The sequence below is a fragment of the Streptomyces sp. NBC_01426 genome (assembly GCF_036231985.1).
Classification (GTDB): domain Bacteria; phylum Actinomycetota; class Actinomycetes; order Streptomycetales; family Streptomycetaceae; genus Streptomyces.
In genome coordinates this window covers 2642865-2657385 of sequence record NZ_CP109500.1, presented here as the reverse complement: position 1 = coordinate 2657385, position 14521 = coordinate 2642865, and the positions used below count along the sequence as shown (strand labels likewise).

Sequence of the window (14521 nt, the reverse complement as noted above, 5' to 3'; positions counted from 1 at the left end):
GGGTGCCCCCGTCGCCGTCGCCCCGGCACCCCGCCCGGCCACCGCGGTCCGCCGGGGATTGCGCCGGCGGGGGACCGGATGGGGTCCGGTGTGTCGGGGGGCTCGTAGAATCGGGGGATCATGGCCTACCTCGACCACGCCGCAACCACCCCGATGCTGCCGGAGGCCGCTGCGGCGATGACCGCGCAGTTCGCCGCCACGGGTAACGCGTCCTCCCTCCACGCCGCCGGCCGCCGCGCCCGCCGCACCGTCGAGGAGGCCCGCGAGGCCCTCGCCGAAGCCCTCGGCGCACGCCCGAGCGAGGTGGTCTTCACCGCCGGCGGCACGGAGGCCGACAACCTCGCCGTCAAGGGCCTCTACTGGGCACGCCGCGACCAGGACCCGACCCGCACCCGCGTGCTCACCAGCCCCGTCGAGCACCACGCCGTCCTCGACGCCGTCCACTGGCTCGCCGAGCACGAGGGGGCCCGGGTCGAGTACCTCCCGGTGGACCACCACGGGCGCGTGCACCCCGACGCCTTCCGGGAGGCGATCGAGCGGAACCCCTCCGACGTCGCCCTGGCCACCGTGATGTGGGCCAACAACGAGATCGGCACGGTCTTCCCCGTACGGGAACTCGCCGACATCGCCGGGGAGTTCGGGATCCCGCTGCACTCCGACGCCGTCCAGGCCGTCGGCCAGCTCGACGTCCGCTTCGGCGACAGCGGCCTCGCCGCCATGACCGTCAGCGGCCACAAGGTGGGCGGCCCGTACGGCATCGGCGCCCTGCTGCTCGGCCGGGACCAGACCCCCGTCCCCGTCCTGCACGGAGGCGGCCAGGAGCGGCACGTCCGGTCCGGGACCCTCGACGTGCCGGCCATCGCGGCCTTCGCGGTGGCGGCCGTCCTCGCCGCCGAGCGGCGCGAGCGATTCGCCGTCGAGATCGGCGCCCTGCGCGACGAGCTGGTCGCCGCCGTCCTGCGGGAGGTGCCCGACGCCGTGCTCGGCGGGGACCCCGTGGACCGGCTGCCCGCCAACGCCCACTTCAGCTTCCCCGGCTGCGAGGGCGACTCCCTGCTGCTCCTCCTCGACGCCCAGGGCATCGAGTGCTCCACCGGCTCCGCCTGCACCGCGGGCGTGGCCCAACCCAGCCACGTACTGCTCGCCACCGGCACCGATCCGCTGCTGGCCCGGGGCACCCTGCGGTTCTCCCTCGGCCACACCTCCACCAAGGAGGACGTCGCCGCGGTGGCCGCCGCCATCGGCCCCGCCGTCGCCCGCGCCCGCACGGCCGGACTCAGCTGAGCCGCGTCCCGCCCGGACCCCGGGCGGGCGTCGGACGGGCCGGGGGTCGATCGACGGGCGCCCCGGCTCAGCCGGTCGCGGGCTTGCGGGCCAGGGCTTCCCCGACCATGCGGACGTAGCGGTTCCAGTCCCAGTGGCGGCCCGGGTCCGTGTGATCGGCGCCCGGCACCTCGGAGTGGCCCACGATGTGCTCCCGGTCGGCCGGTATGTCGTACCTCCGGCAGACATCGGCGGCCAGCTCGGCCGAGGCCGCGTACATCGCGTCCGTGAAGTCCCGCGGCCGGTCCACGAAGCCCACGTGCTCGATGCCGACACTGCGCTCGTTCATGGACCGGTTCCCGGCGTGGAAGGCCACGTCCAGTTCGCGCACCATCTGCTCGACATGGCCGTCCTGGCGGACTATGTAGTGCGCCGACGCCTTGTGCCACGGGTTCTTGAAGGCGTCCACCGAGGACTCGAACCCGCCCTGTGTGACATGCACGACAATCCGGTCCACGCGGTAGTCGTCGGGCCGGTCCGCCGGCCGCCAGTTCGCCGGCGAGGCCGCCGTCCAGTTCGCGGCCGCGTAGTCCAGCTCGCCTTCCTTGCGCGGCTTGGACACCCCGGGCAGCAGCCACCAGGCGCGTCTGAGCTCGTCCTGCCCGACGACGGCCGCGGCCGCGATCACCCCGAGCCCCCCGAACAGCACGGCCCTGCGGGTCCGGCCCGACCCCTTGCCGGTCGCCGTGCCCGGAGCCGCGTCCCGCGTCTTCCCACCCTCACGCACCATGCGATCCACCCCCCGACCCGACAACGCGCCGTGACCGCGCGCGGTTCCCCGTACCCTGGACGGTGCCATGACTGAGAACCTGCCGCGCACCGCCCGCCCCCTCCGCGTCCTCGCCGCCATGTCCGGCGGGGTGGACTCCGCCGTCGCCGCCGCCCGCGCCGTGGAAGCCGGGCACGACGTCACGGGCGTCCACCTGGCGCTCTCCGCGAACCCCCAGTCCTTCAGGACCGGCGCCCGCGGCTGTTGCACCATCGAGGACTCCCGCGACGCCCGCCGCGCCGCCGACGTCATCGGCATCCCCTTCTACGTCTGGGACCTTGCCGAGCGCTTCCGCGAGGACGTCGTCGAGGACTTCGTCGCCGAGTACGAGGCCGGGCGCACCCCGAACCCCTGCCTGCGCTGCAACGAGAAGATCAAGTTCGCGGCGCTGCTCGACAAGGCCCTGGCCCTCGGGTTCGACGCCGTCTGCACCGGCCACTACGCCACGGTCGTCCTCAACGACGACGGCACGCGCGAACTCCACCGCGCCAGCGACATGGCCAAGGACCAGTCGTACGTCCTCGGCGTCCTCGACGAGAAGCAGCTGGCCCACGCGCTCTTCCCGCTCGGCGACACCCTCACCACCAAGGAAGAGATCCGCGCCGAGGCCGAACGACGCGGCCTCGCCGTCGCGAAGAAGCCCGACAGCCACGACATCTGCTTCATCGCCGACGGCGACACCCAGGGCTTCCTCGCGAACCGCCTGGGCAAGGCCGAGGGCGACATCGTCGACGAGAGCGGCGAGAAGGTCGGCACCCACGAGGGCGCCTTCGGCTTCACCATCGGCCAGCGCAAGGGCCTGCGGATCGGCCACCCCGCCGCCGACGGCAAGCCGCGCTACGTCCTCGACATCTCCCCGGTGAACAACACCGTCACCGTCGGCCCCGTCGAGGCCCTCGACGTCAGTGCCCTCACCGCGATCCGGCCCCGCTGGTGCGGAGCCGTGGCCGCGGTCCCCGGCACGTACACCGCGCAGCTGCGCGCCCACGGCGGCGAGACCGAGGTCTTCGCCGAACTCGTGGACGGCGAGCTGCGCGTCTCCTTCACCGAGCCGGTCCGCGGCGTGGCCCCCGGCCAGGCGATCGTGCTGTACGACGGCACGCGCGTGGTCGGTTCCGCCACCATCGCCACGACCGAGCGGGCGTCCGCCGCGGTGTGAGCCCGGCGGCCGGGGCTCAGGCCACCGTCAGGACGATCTTGCCGGTGGTACGGCCCCGCTCGCCGATCTCGTGGGCCTTCGCGGCCTGCTCCAGCGGCAGCACCGTGTCGACCAGCGGCTTCAGCAGGCCCTGCTCGACCAGGGCGGCGATGCCCTCCAGGCCCTTGAGGTCCGGCTCCACCAGCAGCCAGGTGGCGTGCACGCCCTCGGCGTCGGCCGGGAGGCCGTCGGGGCCCGGCAGGGTCACCAGGTGCCCGCCCGGCTTGAGCACCTTCAGCGAGCGCTGCCCGTGGTCCCCGCCCACCGCGTCGATCACCACGTCGATGTCGGAGACGACGTCCTCGAAGTCCGCGGTGCGGTAGTCGATCACCTCGTCGGCGCCCAGGTCGCGCAGCAGCTCGTGCTTGGCGGCGCTCGCGGTGCCGATCACGTACGCGCCGCGGGCCTTGGCGATCTGCACGGCCAGGTGGCCGACGCCGCCGGCCGCCGCGTGCACCAGGACCCGCTGACCGGCCGAGACCCCGGCCGTGTCGACCAGCGCCTGCCAGGCGGTCAGGGCCGCCAGCGGCAGTGCGGCCGCCTCCACGTGGTCCAGCGAGGCCGGCTTGCGGGCGAAGTGCCGGGCGGGGGCGGTCACGTACTCGGCGTACGCGCCGGCCTGCTGCGGGAAGCGGGGCATCCCGTACACCTCGTCGCCCACCCGGTACAGGGTCACGCCCGGTCCGACGGCCTCGACGGTGCCCGAGACGTCCCAGCCGACGGCCGGCACCGGCCCCCAGGGGATCAGGCCGCCGCTCTCGCGGGTCTTCCAGTCCACCGGGTTCACGCCGGCGGCGCGGACCCGCACGAGCACCTCGCCCATGCCGGGCTCCGGACGCTCGATCTCCCTCTCGACGAGAACCTCGGGTCCGCCCCACTGGCTGACGACGACGGCGCGCATGGATGTCTCCTCTGGTGGTACTTCTACGGGTTTCGGCTGGTTTCCCCGGCCGACGCATTCAGCTTGGCGGTCGTCGGGCCCGCATGGTGCTGGCCGTACGGCCACCATGTGACAGAATCTGGCCATGCACCGTATCGCCGTACTCGCCCTCGAAGGCGTCCCCCCGTTCGAGCTCGGGATCCCCTCCCGCGTCTTCGGCAACGCCCACGACGACGACGGCGCCCCGCTCTACGAGGTGACCGTCTGCACCGCCGACGGCCTGCCCGTGACCAGCGACGCGGGCTTCACGGTCGGCGTCGCGGCGGGCCCCGAGGCGCTCGCCGCCGCCGACACCGTGGTCATCCCGCCCACCCACGCCATGGACGACCTCGCGCACGGCGCGCCCCTGTCGCCCGCGCTCGCCGCCGCCATCGCCGGGATCCGGCCCGGCACCCGACTGGTGTCGATCTGCACCGGCTCCTACGTCCTCGCCGCGGCCGGGCTGCTCGACGGCCGGCCCGCCACCACGCACTGGCTGCACGCCCCCGAGTTCCAGCGGGCCTTCCCGCGGGTCCGGCTCGACGAGGAGGTGCTCTTCGTCGACGACGGGGACGTCCTCACCTCCGCGGGCGTCGCCGCGGGCGTCGACCTCTGCCTCTACCTGATCCGGCAGGACCACGGCACCGCCGTCGCCAACCGCGCCGCACGCCTGTGCGTCGTACCGCCCTGGCGTGACGGCGGACAGGCCCAGTACATCGACCGGCCCGTCCCCGAGCCGACCGTCGCCACCACCACCGCCACCCGCGCCTGGGCCCTGGAGCGGCTGTCCGAACCGATCGCCCTCGCCGAACTGGCCGACCACGCCCGGATGAGCCTGCGCACCTTCACCCGACGGTTCCGCGACGAGGTGGGCATGACGCCGGTGCAGTGGCTCACCGTCCAGCGCCTGGAACTGGCCCGCCACCTGCTGGAGTCCAGCGACCTGTCGGTGGACCTCGTCGCGCACCGGGCCGGCTTCGGCTCGGGCAACTCGCTGCGCCAGCACATGAGGACCGCGCTCGGCATCTCGCCGATCGCCTACCGACGCACCTTCCGCCCCGCCCTCGCGCAGGCATGACCCCCGGGGTAATCGCGCTCCCGACCGGCGCTTGCCAGGATCGAACCCACGGAACGGTTCGACCCGAGGACCGGACCGGCACAGATGCACGGACCGCCACAGATGCACGGACCGACACCGTGCACCGGTCCGACACGGCACAGCCGAGGAGAACACGATGACCGCGTACGCCCTGGCCCACCTGCGCCCCGCCCCGATGAACGACGAGATCCTGCGCTACATCGAGCGGATCCAGGCCACCATGGACCCCTTCGGCGGCCGCTTCCTCGTCCACGACCAACAGGTCGAGGTCAAGGAGGGCCCCTTCCCCGGGGCGGTGGTCCTGATCTCCTTCCCCGACATGGACCGCGCCCGCGCCTGGTACGACTCACCCGCCTATCAGGAGATCCTCCCGCTGCGGACCGACAACATCCCCGGCGAGACCATCCTGGTCGACGGGGTCGCCCCCGACTACGACGCCGGCCTGACGGCCGCCCACTGGCGCGAGGCCCTCGGCCTCTGAGGGGCGACGGGCGCGATCGGGGCGCGATCAGGATGCGAGCATGGCCACATGGCTACTCACCTGATCACCGGTGCCGGATCCGGCATCGGCGCCGCCGTCGCGAACCGCCTGCACGCGCGCGGCGACGACCTCGTCCTCCTGGCCCGCGACGCCGCGCGCGGCAAGCAGCTCGTCGAACGCTTCCCCGGCGCGGGCGTGCTCGTGGGCGACCTCGCGGACCCCGACCGGCTCTCCTGGGCCTTCTCCAAGCAGGCCATCCCCGAGCGGATCGACTCCCTGCTGCACATCGCGGGGATCGTGGACCTCGGCCCGGTGGGCGAACTGCGCCCCAAGACCTGGCACCAGCAGCTCAACGTCAACCTGATCGCCCCCGCCGAGGTCACCCGGCTGCTGCTCCCCACCCTGCGCGCCTCGCACGCGACGATCGTCTTCGTGAACTCCGGCGCCGGACTGCACGCGCACGCCGACTGGAGCGCGTACGCCGCCTCCAAGCACGGCCTGAAGGCCCTCGCCGACTCCCTGCGCGAGGAGGAGAAGCCCAACGGCATCCGCGTCACCTCGGTCTACCCGGGCCGCACCGCGAGCCCCATGCAGGCCAAGGTGCATTCCCAGGAGGGCAAGGAGTACGACGCCGCCGCCTGGATCGACCCCGAGTCCGTCGCGACGACCGTCGTCATGGCCGTCGACCTGCCCCGCGACGCCGAGGTCAACGACCTCAGCGTCAGGCCCGGCCGATGAGCGCGAACGCCACCGGCGTCGGCTCGCTGCCCGGCGGCGACGCGCGCGAGGCCGCCAAGACCGTCACGGGCTCCTTCGAGGAGTTCCCGTACCTCGCCGAACTGCCCGCGCGCGGACCCGGCGCCGACATGATCGGCCGGTCCCTGGGGCTGCTCGTCGACATGTACGCGCACGTCGAGCCCAGCGGCTGGCGGATCAGCGACCGCCCCGGCCGCGACAGCAAGCGCGCCACCTCCTGGCTCGGCGAGGACCTCGACGCCCTGGAGGAGTTCACCCAGGGCTACACCGGCAAGCTGAAGATCCAGGCCGTCGGGCCCTGGACCCTGGCCACCGCGCTGGAACTGCACGGCGGGGAGGCGGTCCTCCAGGACGCCGGGGCCTGCCGGGACCTGGCGGGGTCCCTCGCGGAGGGGTTGCGCGAGCACCTGACCGACGTACGCAGGCGCATCCCCGGCGCCGAGGTGGTGCTCCAGTTCGACGAGCCCTCGCTGACCTCCGTGCTCCTGGGCCGGGTGCGGTCCGCCAGCGGGTACCGGACCTACCGCGCCGTCGACCGACAGGTCGTCGAGGGCACCCTGCGCGAGCTGTTCGCCGTCCACGAGGGGGAGGTCGTCGTCCACTCCTGCGCCCCCGAAGTCCCCTTCGGACTGCTCCGGCGCGCCGGCGCCACGGGTGTGTCGTTCGATTTCTCCCTGCTCACCGAGCGCGAGGACGACGCCATCGGGGAGGCCGTCGAGGACGGTGCGAAACTCTTCGTCGGAGTGGTGCCCGGCACCGACGCCCCGTTGTCGGACCCGGGGGGTAGCGTCATGGGTGTCAGGAAGCTTTGGCGCAGGCTGGGACTGGCCCCGGGGACCCTCGCGGAGTCCGTCGTGGTCACCCCGTCGTGCGGTCTGGCGGGCGCCTCGCCCGCCTACGCCCGCGCGGTGCAGGCCCACTGCGTCAGGGCGGCGAGGTCGCTCGCCGACAACCCTGAGTGACGGATCAGACGGGCCACGGGAGGACACGGCATGGCAGCCGAACAGAAGCAGGCCGGCGGCGAGTCGGCGGTGCCGGCGGCGGTGCGCGAACAGCACGCACTGCTCGCCGAGCAGGTCGAGGAGCACCGCTTCCGGTACTACGTGAACGACCAGCCGGTCGTCAGCGACGCCGAGTTCGACACGCTGCTGCGCTCGCTGGAGGCACTCGAAGAGGAGTACGCGGAGCTGCGCACCCCCGACTCGCCGACCCAGAAGGTCGCCGGGGCGTACGAAACGGACTTCGCGTCCGTCGTGCACCGGGAACGGATGCTCTCCCTCGACAACGCCTTCGACGACGAGGAACTCGCGGCCTGGGCCGAGCGGGTGGCCCGGGATGCGAACACCTCCGACTACCACTACCTGTGCGAGTTGAAGGTCGACGGCCTCGCCGTCAACCTCACCTACGAGAACGGTCGGCTCACCCGCGCCGCCACCCGCGGCGACGGCCGCACCGGTGAGGACATCACGCCCAACGTGCGCACCATCGCCGAGATCCCGGACCGACTGAGCGGCGACCGCATCCCGGCCCTCGTGGAGATCCGCGGCGAGGTCTACTTCCCGATGGACAAGTTCGAGGAGCTCAACGCCCGACTCGTCGAGACCGAGGGCAAGCCCTTCGCCAACCCGCGCAACGCGGCGGCCGGTTCGCTCCGCCAGAAGGACCCGAAGATCACCGCCACCCGCCCGCTGCACATGGTCGTGCACGGCATCGGCGCGCGCGAGGGCTTCGACATCGACAACCTCTCGCACGCCTACGACCTGCTCCGCGAGTGGGGCCTGCCGACCGCCGAGCACAACAAGGTGGTCTCCACCCTGGCGGAAGTGCGCGAGTTCATCGCCCACTTCGGCGAGAACCGGCACTCCGTGGCGCACGAGATCGACGGCGTGGTCGTCAAGCTCGACGAGATCCCGCTCCAGGGCCGGCTCGGGTCCACGGCGCGCGCACCGCGCTGGGCGATCGCCTGGAAGTACGCCCCCGAAGAGGTCAACACCAAGCTCATCGACATCAAGGTGGGCGTCGGCCGCACCGGCCGCGTGACCCCGTACGCGCAGGTGGAGCCGGTGACGGTCGCCGGGTCGGAGGTCGAGTTCGCGACCCTGCACAACCAGGAGGTCGTCAAGGCCAAGGGCGTCTTCATCGGCGACACCGTGGTCCTGCGCAAGGCCGGCGACGTCATCCCCGAGATCCTCGGCCCGGTGGTCGACCTGCGGGACGGCAGCGAGCGGGAGTTCGTGATGCCGGGCGAGTGCCCCGAGTGCGGGACCCCGCTGCGGCCCATGAAGGAGGGGGACATCGACCTCCGCTGCCCCAACGGGCAGACCTGCCCCGCCCAGTTGCGCGAGCGGCTCTTCTACCTCGGCGGCCGGCAGTGCCTGGACATCGAGAACTTCGGCGCGGTGGCCGCCGCCGCGCTCACCAACCCGCTGGAGCCGGCCGAGCCGCCCGTGCGCGACGAGGGCGACCTGTTCGGCCTCACCATCGAGGACATCCTGCCCATCAAGGCGTACGTCCTGGACCAGGACAGCGGACTGCCCAAGCGGGATCCGAAGACCGGCGAGGAGAAGATCGTCACGGTCTTCGCCAACCAGAAGGGCGAGCCGAAGAAGAACGCCCTGGCCATGCTGGAGAACATCGCCGCCGCCAAGGACCGCCCGTTGGCCCGCGTCATCAACGGCCTGTCGATCCGTCACGTCGGGCCCGTCGCCGCCGAGGCGCTGGCCCGGGAGTTCCGTTCGATCGAGCGCATCGAGCAGGCCACCGAGGAGGAACTGGCCGCCACCGACGGGGTCGGCGCCATCATCGCGGCGTCCCTCAAGGAGTGGTTCGCCGTCGACTGGCACCAGGAGATCCTGCGCAAGTGGCGCGAGGCCGGCGTCCGGATGGAGGAGGAGGGTTCCGGCGAGGAGGAGGGCCCCAGACCGCTGGAGGGCCTGACCGTCGTCGTCACCGGCACCCTGCGGAACCACACCCGGGACGGGGCCAAGGAGGCCCTGCAGAGCCGGGGAGCCAAGGTCACCGGCTCCGTTTCGAAGAAGACCTCCTTCGTCGTGGTCGGCGAGAACCCCGGCTCCAAGTACGACAACGCCGTGAAGTTGAAGCTCGCCATCCTCGACGACGCCGGGTTCGAGGTGCTCCTGGAACGGGGTCCGGACGCCGCGCGCGAGGTGGCGCTCCCGGTGGACGGGGCCACGGAAACGGAGTAACGAGCGAAGGGAAGTCCTTCCGGGGGACGGGTGAAGGCGAACTGATGCGTGGCGTGCGGCCGTCCGGGCGGGCGCACGCCGGGCGTGGCCGTCGGTGCCAAACGGCCGGTACGGGGCCGGCGGCAGGGCGGTGACCTGTCGGATCATCGGATGGAGGACCGGAAGAGCCTGGTCCAAACTCACCCGTTCGGCGGATACCGTACTGATGAGGATGGCTGGGTCGCATTCGGGCAACCACCGCCGACCGCTGCCCCTGGGACCCTCCGGCGTCCTACTGTTGTGGGGTGCGCCTGTCGTGCACGGCTGCGTGACGTGCTGCCGGCCGGGACGGCACGACATCGGGGCCATCGCGTGACATCGGCATCGCCGGCTGTGAGAGGGACGGGCATGAAACCCACCGAAAGCGCCGACCCGTCACCTGAATTCGGCGGGGAACCCCCGCCCGTGCGGACGGGACGGTTCGGGCTCCTGGGAGCCAGGACGCCGGACACCCGCCCGCTCGACACCGGATCGGGCGGCAAGGGACAGGACGGCAAGGGGCAACACGTCCGCACGACCACGCCCCTCGTCATCGTGGGCCTGTCCGTCGTCGCCCTCGCCACCGGCATCGCCGCCGCCCTGAGCGACCGTCAGGCGCTGTTCCCCGGCGGCACGGTGGGCTGGGCGCTCGCCCTGCTCACCGGCATCATCGTCGGCCACCTCGTCGCGCTGGGCCGCGACCGCTGGTGGGGCGGCACCGGCTCGGGCGCCGCGCTCACCCTCGGCGTCCTCGTCCTCTACGGATGGGTGCCCGCGGGACTCGTCTCCCTGGCCGTGGTCTCGCTGGTCGGGGCCGCGCGCCGGCACCGCTGGCGGCAGGGCCTGCTCCACGGCTCCGTCGACATCCTCGGCATCGGCGCCGGAGCCCTCGTCCTCGGCGCCTTCGGCGACCACCCGACGGTCGAGACCCCCTGGCAGCCCACGACCTGGGGACCCGGGGCCATCCCGGAGATCATCCTGGTCGCCCTCGCCTACCTGGCGGTCACCCGCCTCCTGCTGTGGGCCTCCCTCTCCCCGCGCGGGGGCGGACTGCCCACCGTCGCCCGCACCGCCCTGCTCCGGCAGGCGCTCGTCGCCGCCGCGCTGCTGGGGATCGCCCCCCTGATCTGCGTCGTCGCCGTCTCCCAGCCGGTGCTGCTGCCGTTGTTCGCCGTACCGCTCATCGCACTGGACTCCACCCTGTGGATCGCCCGCGCCCGCGCCGAGGAGCAACTGCGCGACCCGCTGACGGGGCTCCCCAACCGGCAGTGGCTGCTGGAGCGCGCCTGGTCGGCGCTGGACGAGGCCGAACGACTGGGCACCCGGGCGGCCCTCGTCCTGATCGACCTCGACCGCTTCCGGGCCGTCAACGACACCCTCGGCCACCTCGCCGGCGACCGGCTGCTCCTCCAGATCGCCGACCGACTGCGCCAGGCCCTGCCCCAGGACGCCGAGGTCGCCCGACTCGGCGGCGACGAGTTCGCCGTACTGCTCCCCGTCGCGGACTCCACCACCAGCGCCCAGCGGGTCGCCCGGCACCTGGTCGCCGAGCTCGGCTCCCCCCTCGACCTGGACGGGCTCACGCTCGTCCTGGAGGCCAGCGCCGGCCTCGCCGTCTTCCCCGACCACGCGCTGGACGCCGAAGGACTGCTGCGCCGCGCCGACGTCGCCATGTACCAGGCCAAGCGGGACCGGACGGGCGTCGAGGTCTACGAGTCCAAACGCGACAGCAACACGCCCGACCGGCTCGGCCTCCTCGGCGACCTGCGGCGCGCCCTCGACGCGGGCGAGGTGGAACTCCACTACCAGCCGAAGGTCCGCTTCGACGGACAGGTGGCCGGGCTGGAGGCACTCGTGCGCTGGGTGCACCCGGAGCGCGGCCGGGTCTCGCCCGACGAGTTCATCGCCATCGCCGAGACCTCCGGACTGATGCCGCACCTGACGGAGTACGTCCTGGAGACCGCCCTCGCGCAGGTGGCGCGGTGGCGGGCGCAGGGCCTGAAGGTGCCGGTCGCCGTCAACGTCTCGCCCCGCGACGTCCACACGCCCGGCTTCGCGGGAGCGGTGGCCGCCCGGCTGGCGCGGCACGGGGTCCCGGCGAGCGGCCTCCAGCTGGAGATAACGGAACACGTCCTGCTGGAGGACCCCCAGCGGGCGGCGGACACCATGGCCGGGCTGACCGGGCACGGGGTGAAGATGTCGCTGGACGACTTCGGCACCGGGTACTCCTCGCTCGTGCACCTGAGGCGGCTGCCGGTCAGCGAACTGAAGATCGACCGGTCGTTCGTGGCCCGGCTCGCCGTCGACGCGCAGGACGCGGAGATCGTCCGGTGCACCGTCGACCTGGCCCACTCGCTGGGGCTGCTCGTCGTCGCCGAGGGCGTGGAGGACGACGAGACCTGGGAGCGGCTGCGCGACCTCGGCTGCGACGCGGTCCAGGGGTGGCTGGTCGCCGCCGCCATGCCGCCACAGGAGGCCACCGCCTGGCTGCTGGCCCGCGGCGAGCGCGGCTGGCGACGTCCCGCGGACATCACCGCCGAACTCGCGGCCGCCGCGGCGGCGGAGACCCAGGCCTCCTGAGATCACCCGGGCGGGCCCCCCGGACGGGGGGCCCGGGCGACCGGCGGGGCAAACCGTTTAGTGGGTCAGGGGGCGGGCCCCATAGGATTGGGCCTGAAAACCCACACGCTCACCACCCCCAGAGGATCGCCGCATGCCTGGCATCACGCGCGAGGAGGTCGCCCACCTCGCTCGGCTGGCACGTCTGGAGCTCAAAAGCGAAGAGCTCGACCACTTCGCCGGACAGCTCGACGACATCATCGGCGCGGTCGCCCGCGTTTCCGAGGTCGCCGATCAAGACGTCCCGCCGACCTCCCACCCGCTGCCGCTGACGAACGTCATGCGCGCGGACGAGGTCCGTCCGTCGCTCACCCCCGAGCAGGCGCTTTCCGGCGCTCCCGCCCAGGAGCAGCAGCGTTTCAAGGTGCCGCAGATCCTGGGGGAGGACTAACAACCATGATTGAGATCATCAAGCTCACGGCCGCCGAGACCGCCGAGAAGATCGCCTCCGGCGAACTCACGGCCGTCGAGGTCACCGAGGCCCACCTGGCCCGCATCGAGGCCGTCGACGAGAAGGTCCACGCCTTCCTGCACGTCGACCGCGACGGGGCCCTGGCCCAGGCGCGCGCCGTCGACGCGAAGCGCGCCGCGGGCGAGAAGCTCGGCCCGCTGGCGGGCGTACCGCTCGCCCTCAAGGACATCTTCACCACCATCGGGGTCCCGACCACCGTCGGTTCGAAGATCCTCGAAGGGTGGATCCCGCCGTACGACGCCACCCTGACGCGCAAGCTGAAGGAAGCCGACGTCGTCATCCTCGGCAAGACCAACATGGACGAGTTCGCCATGGGGTCCTCCACCGAGAACAGCGCCTACGGCCCCACCGGCAACCCGTGGGACCTCACCCGCATCCCCGGCGGCTCCGGCGGCGGCTCCTCCGCGGCCCTCGCCTCCTACCAGGCGCCCCTGGCCATCGGCACGGACACCGGCGGTTCCATCCGCCAGCCCGCCGCCGTCACCGCCACCGTCGGCGTGAAGCCCACGTACGGCTCGGTGTCCCGCTACGGCATGGTCGCGTTCTCGTCCTCCCTGGACCAGGGCGGGCCCTGCGCCCGCACCGTCCTGGACGCCGCGCTCCTGCACGAGGTCATCGCCGGTCACGACCCGATGGACTCGACCTCCATCGACGCGCCGGTCCCGCCGGTCGTCGAGGCGGCCCGCAACGGCTCCGTCGCCGGCCTGCGCGTCGGCGTGGTGAAGCAGTTCGCCGGCGAGGGCTACCAGGCCGGCGTCGTCCAGCGCTTCAACGAGTCGGTGGAGCTCCTCAAGGAGCTCGGCGCCGAGATCGTCGAGCTGGACTGCCCGTCCTTCGACCTGGCCATGGCCGCGTACTACCTGATCGCCCCGTCCGAGGCCTCCTCGAACCTGGCGCGCTTCGACGGCCTGCGCTACGGCCTGCGCGTCGGCGACGACGGCACCCTGTCCGCCGAGGACGTCACCGCCCTGACCCGCGAGGCCGGCTTCGGCGACGAGGTCAAGCGCCGCATCATCCTCGGCACGTACGCGCTCAGCTCCGGCTACTACGACGCGTACTACGGCTCCGCGCAGAAGGTCCGCACGCTCATCACCAAGGACTTCGAGAAGTCCTTCGAGCAGGTCGACGTGATCGTCTCCCCGACGACCCCGACCACCGCCTTCCCGATCGGCGAGCGCACCGACGACCCCCTCGCCATGTACCTCGCGGACCTGTGCACCATCCCGACCAACCTGGCCGGCAACTCCGCCATGTCGCTCCCCTGCGGCCTGGCACCGGAGGACGGCCTCCCGGTCGGACTGCAAATCATCGCCCCCGCGATGAAGGACGACCGGCTGTACAAGGTCGGCGCCGCCGTCGAGGCTGCCTTCGTCGCGCGCTGGGGTCACCCGCTGCTTGAGGAGGCACCGTCGCTGTGAGCACCAGTGCACTGTCCAAGGCCAAGGGCTTCAAGAAGTCCAAGACCGGCACCTACCTGTCGATCGGCACCACCGCCTTCGGCGCCCTCGGCGTGATCAAGCAGGTCAAGAAGGCCCGCACCGAACACGACGTGCTGAAGCTGATCGACGCCGCCGTGTCCGCCGCCGCCATCGTGACCGGCCTCGCGATCCTGTACCGCGAGCTGAAGCGCCTCGGCGACGACGACGTCCTGCTGGGCTGAG

At 72.6% G+C, this 14521-nt stretch carries 13 protein-coding genes; 11 read left to right on the top strand and 2 right to left on the bottom strand.

The window, feature by feature from the left end; translation table 11 throughout:
* Positions 1 to 120: 120 nt before the first annotated feature.
* Positions 121 to 1284 (top strand): cysteine desulfurase family protein, encoded by a 1164-nt coding sequence (locus OG906_RS11440; protein ID WP_329442255.1) that lies wholly within the window; start codon positions 121 to 123, stop codon positions 1282 to 1284.
* Positions 1285 to 1351: 67 nt separating this feature from the next.
* Here the strand turns inward: OG906_RS11440 and OG906_RS11435 are convergent, their stop codons facing one another.
* Complete coding sequence (locus OG906_RS11435; RefSeq protein WP_329442253.1) at positions 1352 to 2053, bottom strand: N-acetylmuramoyl-L-alanine amidase; 702 nt, start codon at positions 2051 to 2053, stop codon at positions 1352 to 1354.
* Between the two features lie 67 nt (positions 2054 to 2120).
* Between OG906_RS11435 and mnmA the strand changes: the two genes are divergently transcribed.
* The gene (gene mnmA / locus OG906_RS11430) at positions 2121 to 3251 is read left to right on the top strand and encodes a tRNA 2-thiouridine(34) synthase MnmA (protein WP_329442251.1); all 1131 of its coding nucleotides are present in this window, start codon (positions 2121 to 2123) and stop codon (positions 3249 to 3251) included.
* Positions 3252 to 3267: 16 nt separating this feature from the next.
* On the opposite strand, the gene OG906_RS11425 is transcribed toward mnmA, so the two are convergent.
* The gene (locus OG906_RS11425) at positions 3268 to 4191 is read right to left on the bottom strand and encodes an NADP-dependent oxidoreductase (protein ID WP_329442249.1); all 924 of its coding nucleotides are present in this window, start codon (positions 4189 to 4191) and stop codon (positions 3268 to 3270) included.
* Between the two features lie 124 nt (positions 4192 to 4315).
* On the opposite strand from OG906_RS11425, the gene OG906_RS11420 reads away from it, so the two are divergent.
* The 9 genes from OG906_RS11420 to OG906_RS11380 all read left to right on the top strand — a co-directional run bounded on the left by OG906_RS11420 (position 4316) and on the right by OG906_RS11380 (position 14520).
* The gene (locus OG906_RS11420) at positions 4316 to 5287 is read left to right on the top strand and encodes a GlxA family transcriptional regulator (RefSeq protein WP_329442247.1); all 972 of its coding nucleotides are present in this window, start codon (positions 4316 to 4318) and stop codon (positions 5285 to 5287) included.
* Between the two features lie 157 nt (positions 5288 to 5444).
* Positions 5445 to 5789, top strand: coding sequence for a DUF1330 domain-containing protein (locus OG906_RS11415; protein ID WP_329442245.1), 345 nt, complete (start codon positions 5445 to 5447; stop codon positions 5787 to 5789).
* A 48-nt stretch (positions 5790 to 5837) separates the two neighbouring features.
* Positions 5838 to 6527: an SDR family oxidoreductase gene (locus OG906_RS11410; protein WP_267825724.1), complete on the top strand. Its 690-nt coding sequence runs from the start codon at positions 5838 to 5840 to the stop codon at positions 6525 to 6527.
* Positions 6524 to 7507 (top strand): methionine synthase, encoded by a 984-nt coding sequence (locus OG906_RS11405; RefSeq protein ID WP_329442241.1) that lies wholly within the window; start codon positions 6524 to 6526, stop codon positions 7505 to 7507. Before OG906_RS11410 ends, OG906_RS11405 begins: the two co-directional genes overlap by 4 nt.
* Before the next feature lie 30 nt (positions 7508 to 7537).
* Positions 7538 to 9751 (top strand): NAD-dependent DNA ligase LigA, encoded by a 2214-nt coding sequence (gene ligA, locus OG906_RS11400; RefSeq protein WP_329442239.1) that lies wholly within the window; start codon positions 7538 to 7540, stop codon positions 9749 to 9751.
* A 444-nt stretch (positions 9752 to 10195) separates the two neighbouring features.
* Complete coding sequence (locus OG906_RS11395; RefSeq protein ID WP_443067455.1) at positions 10196 to 12349, top strand: putative bifunctional diguanylate cyclase/phosphodiesterase; 2154 nt, start codon at positions 10196 to 10198, stop codon at positions 12347 to 12349.
* Between the two features lie 133 nt (positions 12350 to 12482).
* Positions 12483 to 12779: an Asp-tRNA(Asn)/Glu-tRNA(Gln) amidotransferase subunit GatC gene (gene gatC, locus OG906_RS11390; RefSeq protein WP_007266718.1), complete on the top strand. Its 297-nt coding sequence runs from the start codon at positions 12483 to 12485 to the stop codon at positions 12777 to 12779.
* 5 nt (positions 12780 to 12784) lie between these two features.
* On the top strand, positions 12785 to 14278 hold the full coding sequence (gene gatA, locus OG906_RS11385; protein ID WP_267800507.1) for an Asp-tRNA(Asn)/Glu-tRNA(Gln) amidotransferase subunit GatA: 1494 nt from the start codon (positions 12785 to 12787) through the stop codon (positions 14276 to 14278).
* Entirely contained in the window at positions 14275 to 14520 is a 246-nt protein-coding gene (locus OG906_RS11380; RefSeq protein ID WP_053677648.1) for a hypothetical protein, read from the top strand. Before gatA ends, OG906_RS11380 begins: the two co-directional genes overlap by 4 nt.
* Position 14521 lies beyond the last annotated feature (1 nt).

Bases quoted from the DNA above. Each gene is read 5' to 3' on its own strand.
- gatC (WP_007266718.1), top strand. From the start codon at position 12,483: ATGCCTGGCATCACGCGCGAGGAGGTCGCCCACCTCGCTCGGCTGGCA.
- ligA (WP_329442239.1), top strand. From the start codon at position 7,538: ATGGCAGCCGAACAGAAGCAGGCCGGCGGCGAGTCGGCGGTGCCGGCG.
- OG906_RS11435 (WP_329442253.1), bottom strand. From the start codon at position 2,053: ATGGTGCGTGAGGGTGGGAAGACGCGGGACGCGGCTCCGGGCACGGCG.
- OG906_RS11410 (WP_267825724.1), top strand. From the start codon at position 5,838: ATGGCTACTCACCTGATCACCGGTGCCGGATCCGGCATCGGCGCCGCC.
- OG906_RS11420 (WP_329442247.1), top strand. From the start codon at position 4,316: ATGCACCGTATCGCCGTACTCGCCCTCGAAGGCGTCCCCCCGTTCGAG.
- gatA (WP_267800507.1), top strand. From the start codon at position 12,785: ATGATTGAGATCATCAAGCTCACGGCCGCCGAGACCGCCGAGAAGATC.
- OG906_RS11415 (WP_329442245.1), top strand. From the start codon at position 5,445: ATGACCGCGTACGCCCTGGCCCACCTGCGCCCCGCCCCGATGAACGAC.
- OG906_RS11425 (WP_329442249.1), bottom strand. From the start codon at position 4,191: ATGCGCGCCGTCGTCGTCAGCCAGTGGGGCGGACCCGAGGTTCTCGTC.
- OG906_RS11405 (WP_329442241.1), top strand. From the start codon at position 6,524: ATGAGCGCGAACGCCACCGGCGTCGGCTCGCTGCCCGGCGGCGACGCG.
- mnmA (WP_329442251.1), top strand. From the start codon at position 2,121: ATGACTGAGAACCTGCCGCGCACCGCCCGCCCCCTCCGCGTCCTCGCC.
- OG906_RS11440 (WP_329442255.1), top strand. From the start codon at position 121: ATGGCCTACCTCGACCACGCCGCAACCACCCCGATGCTGCCGGAGGCC.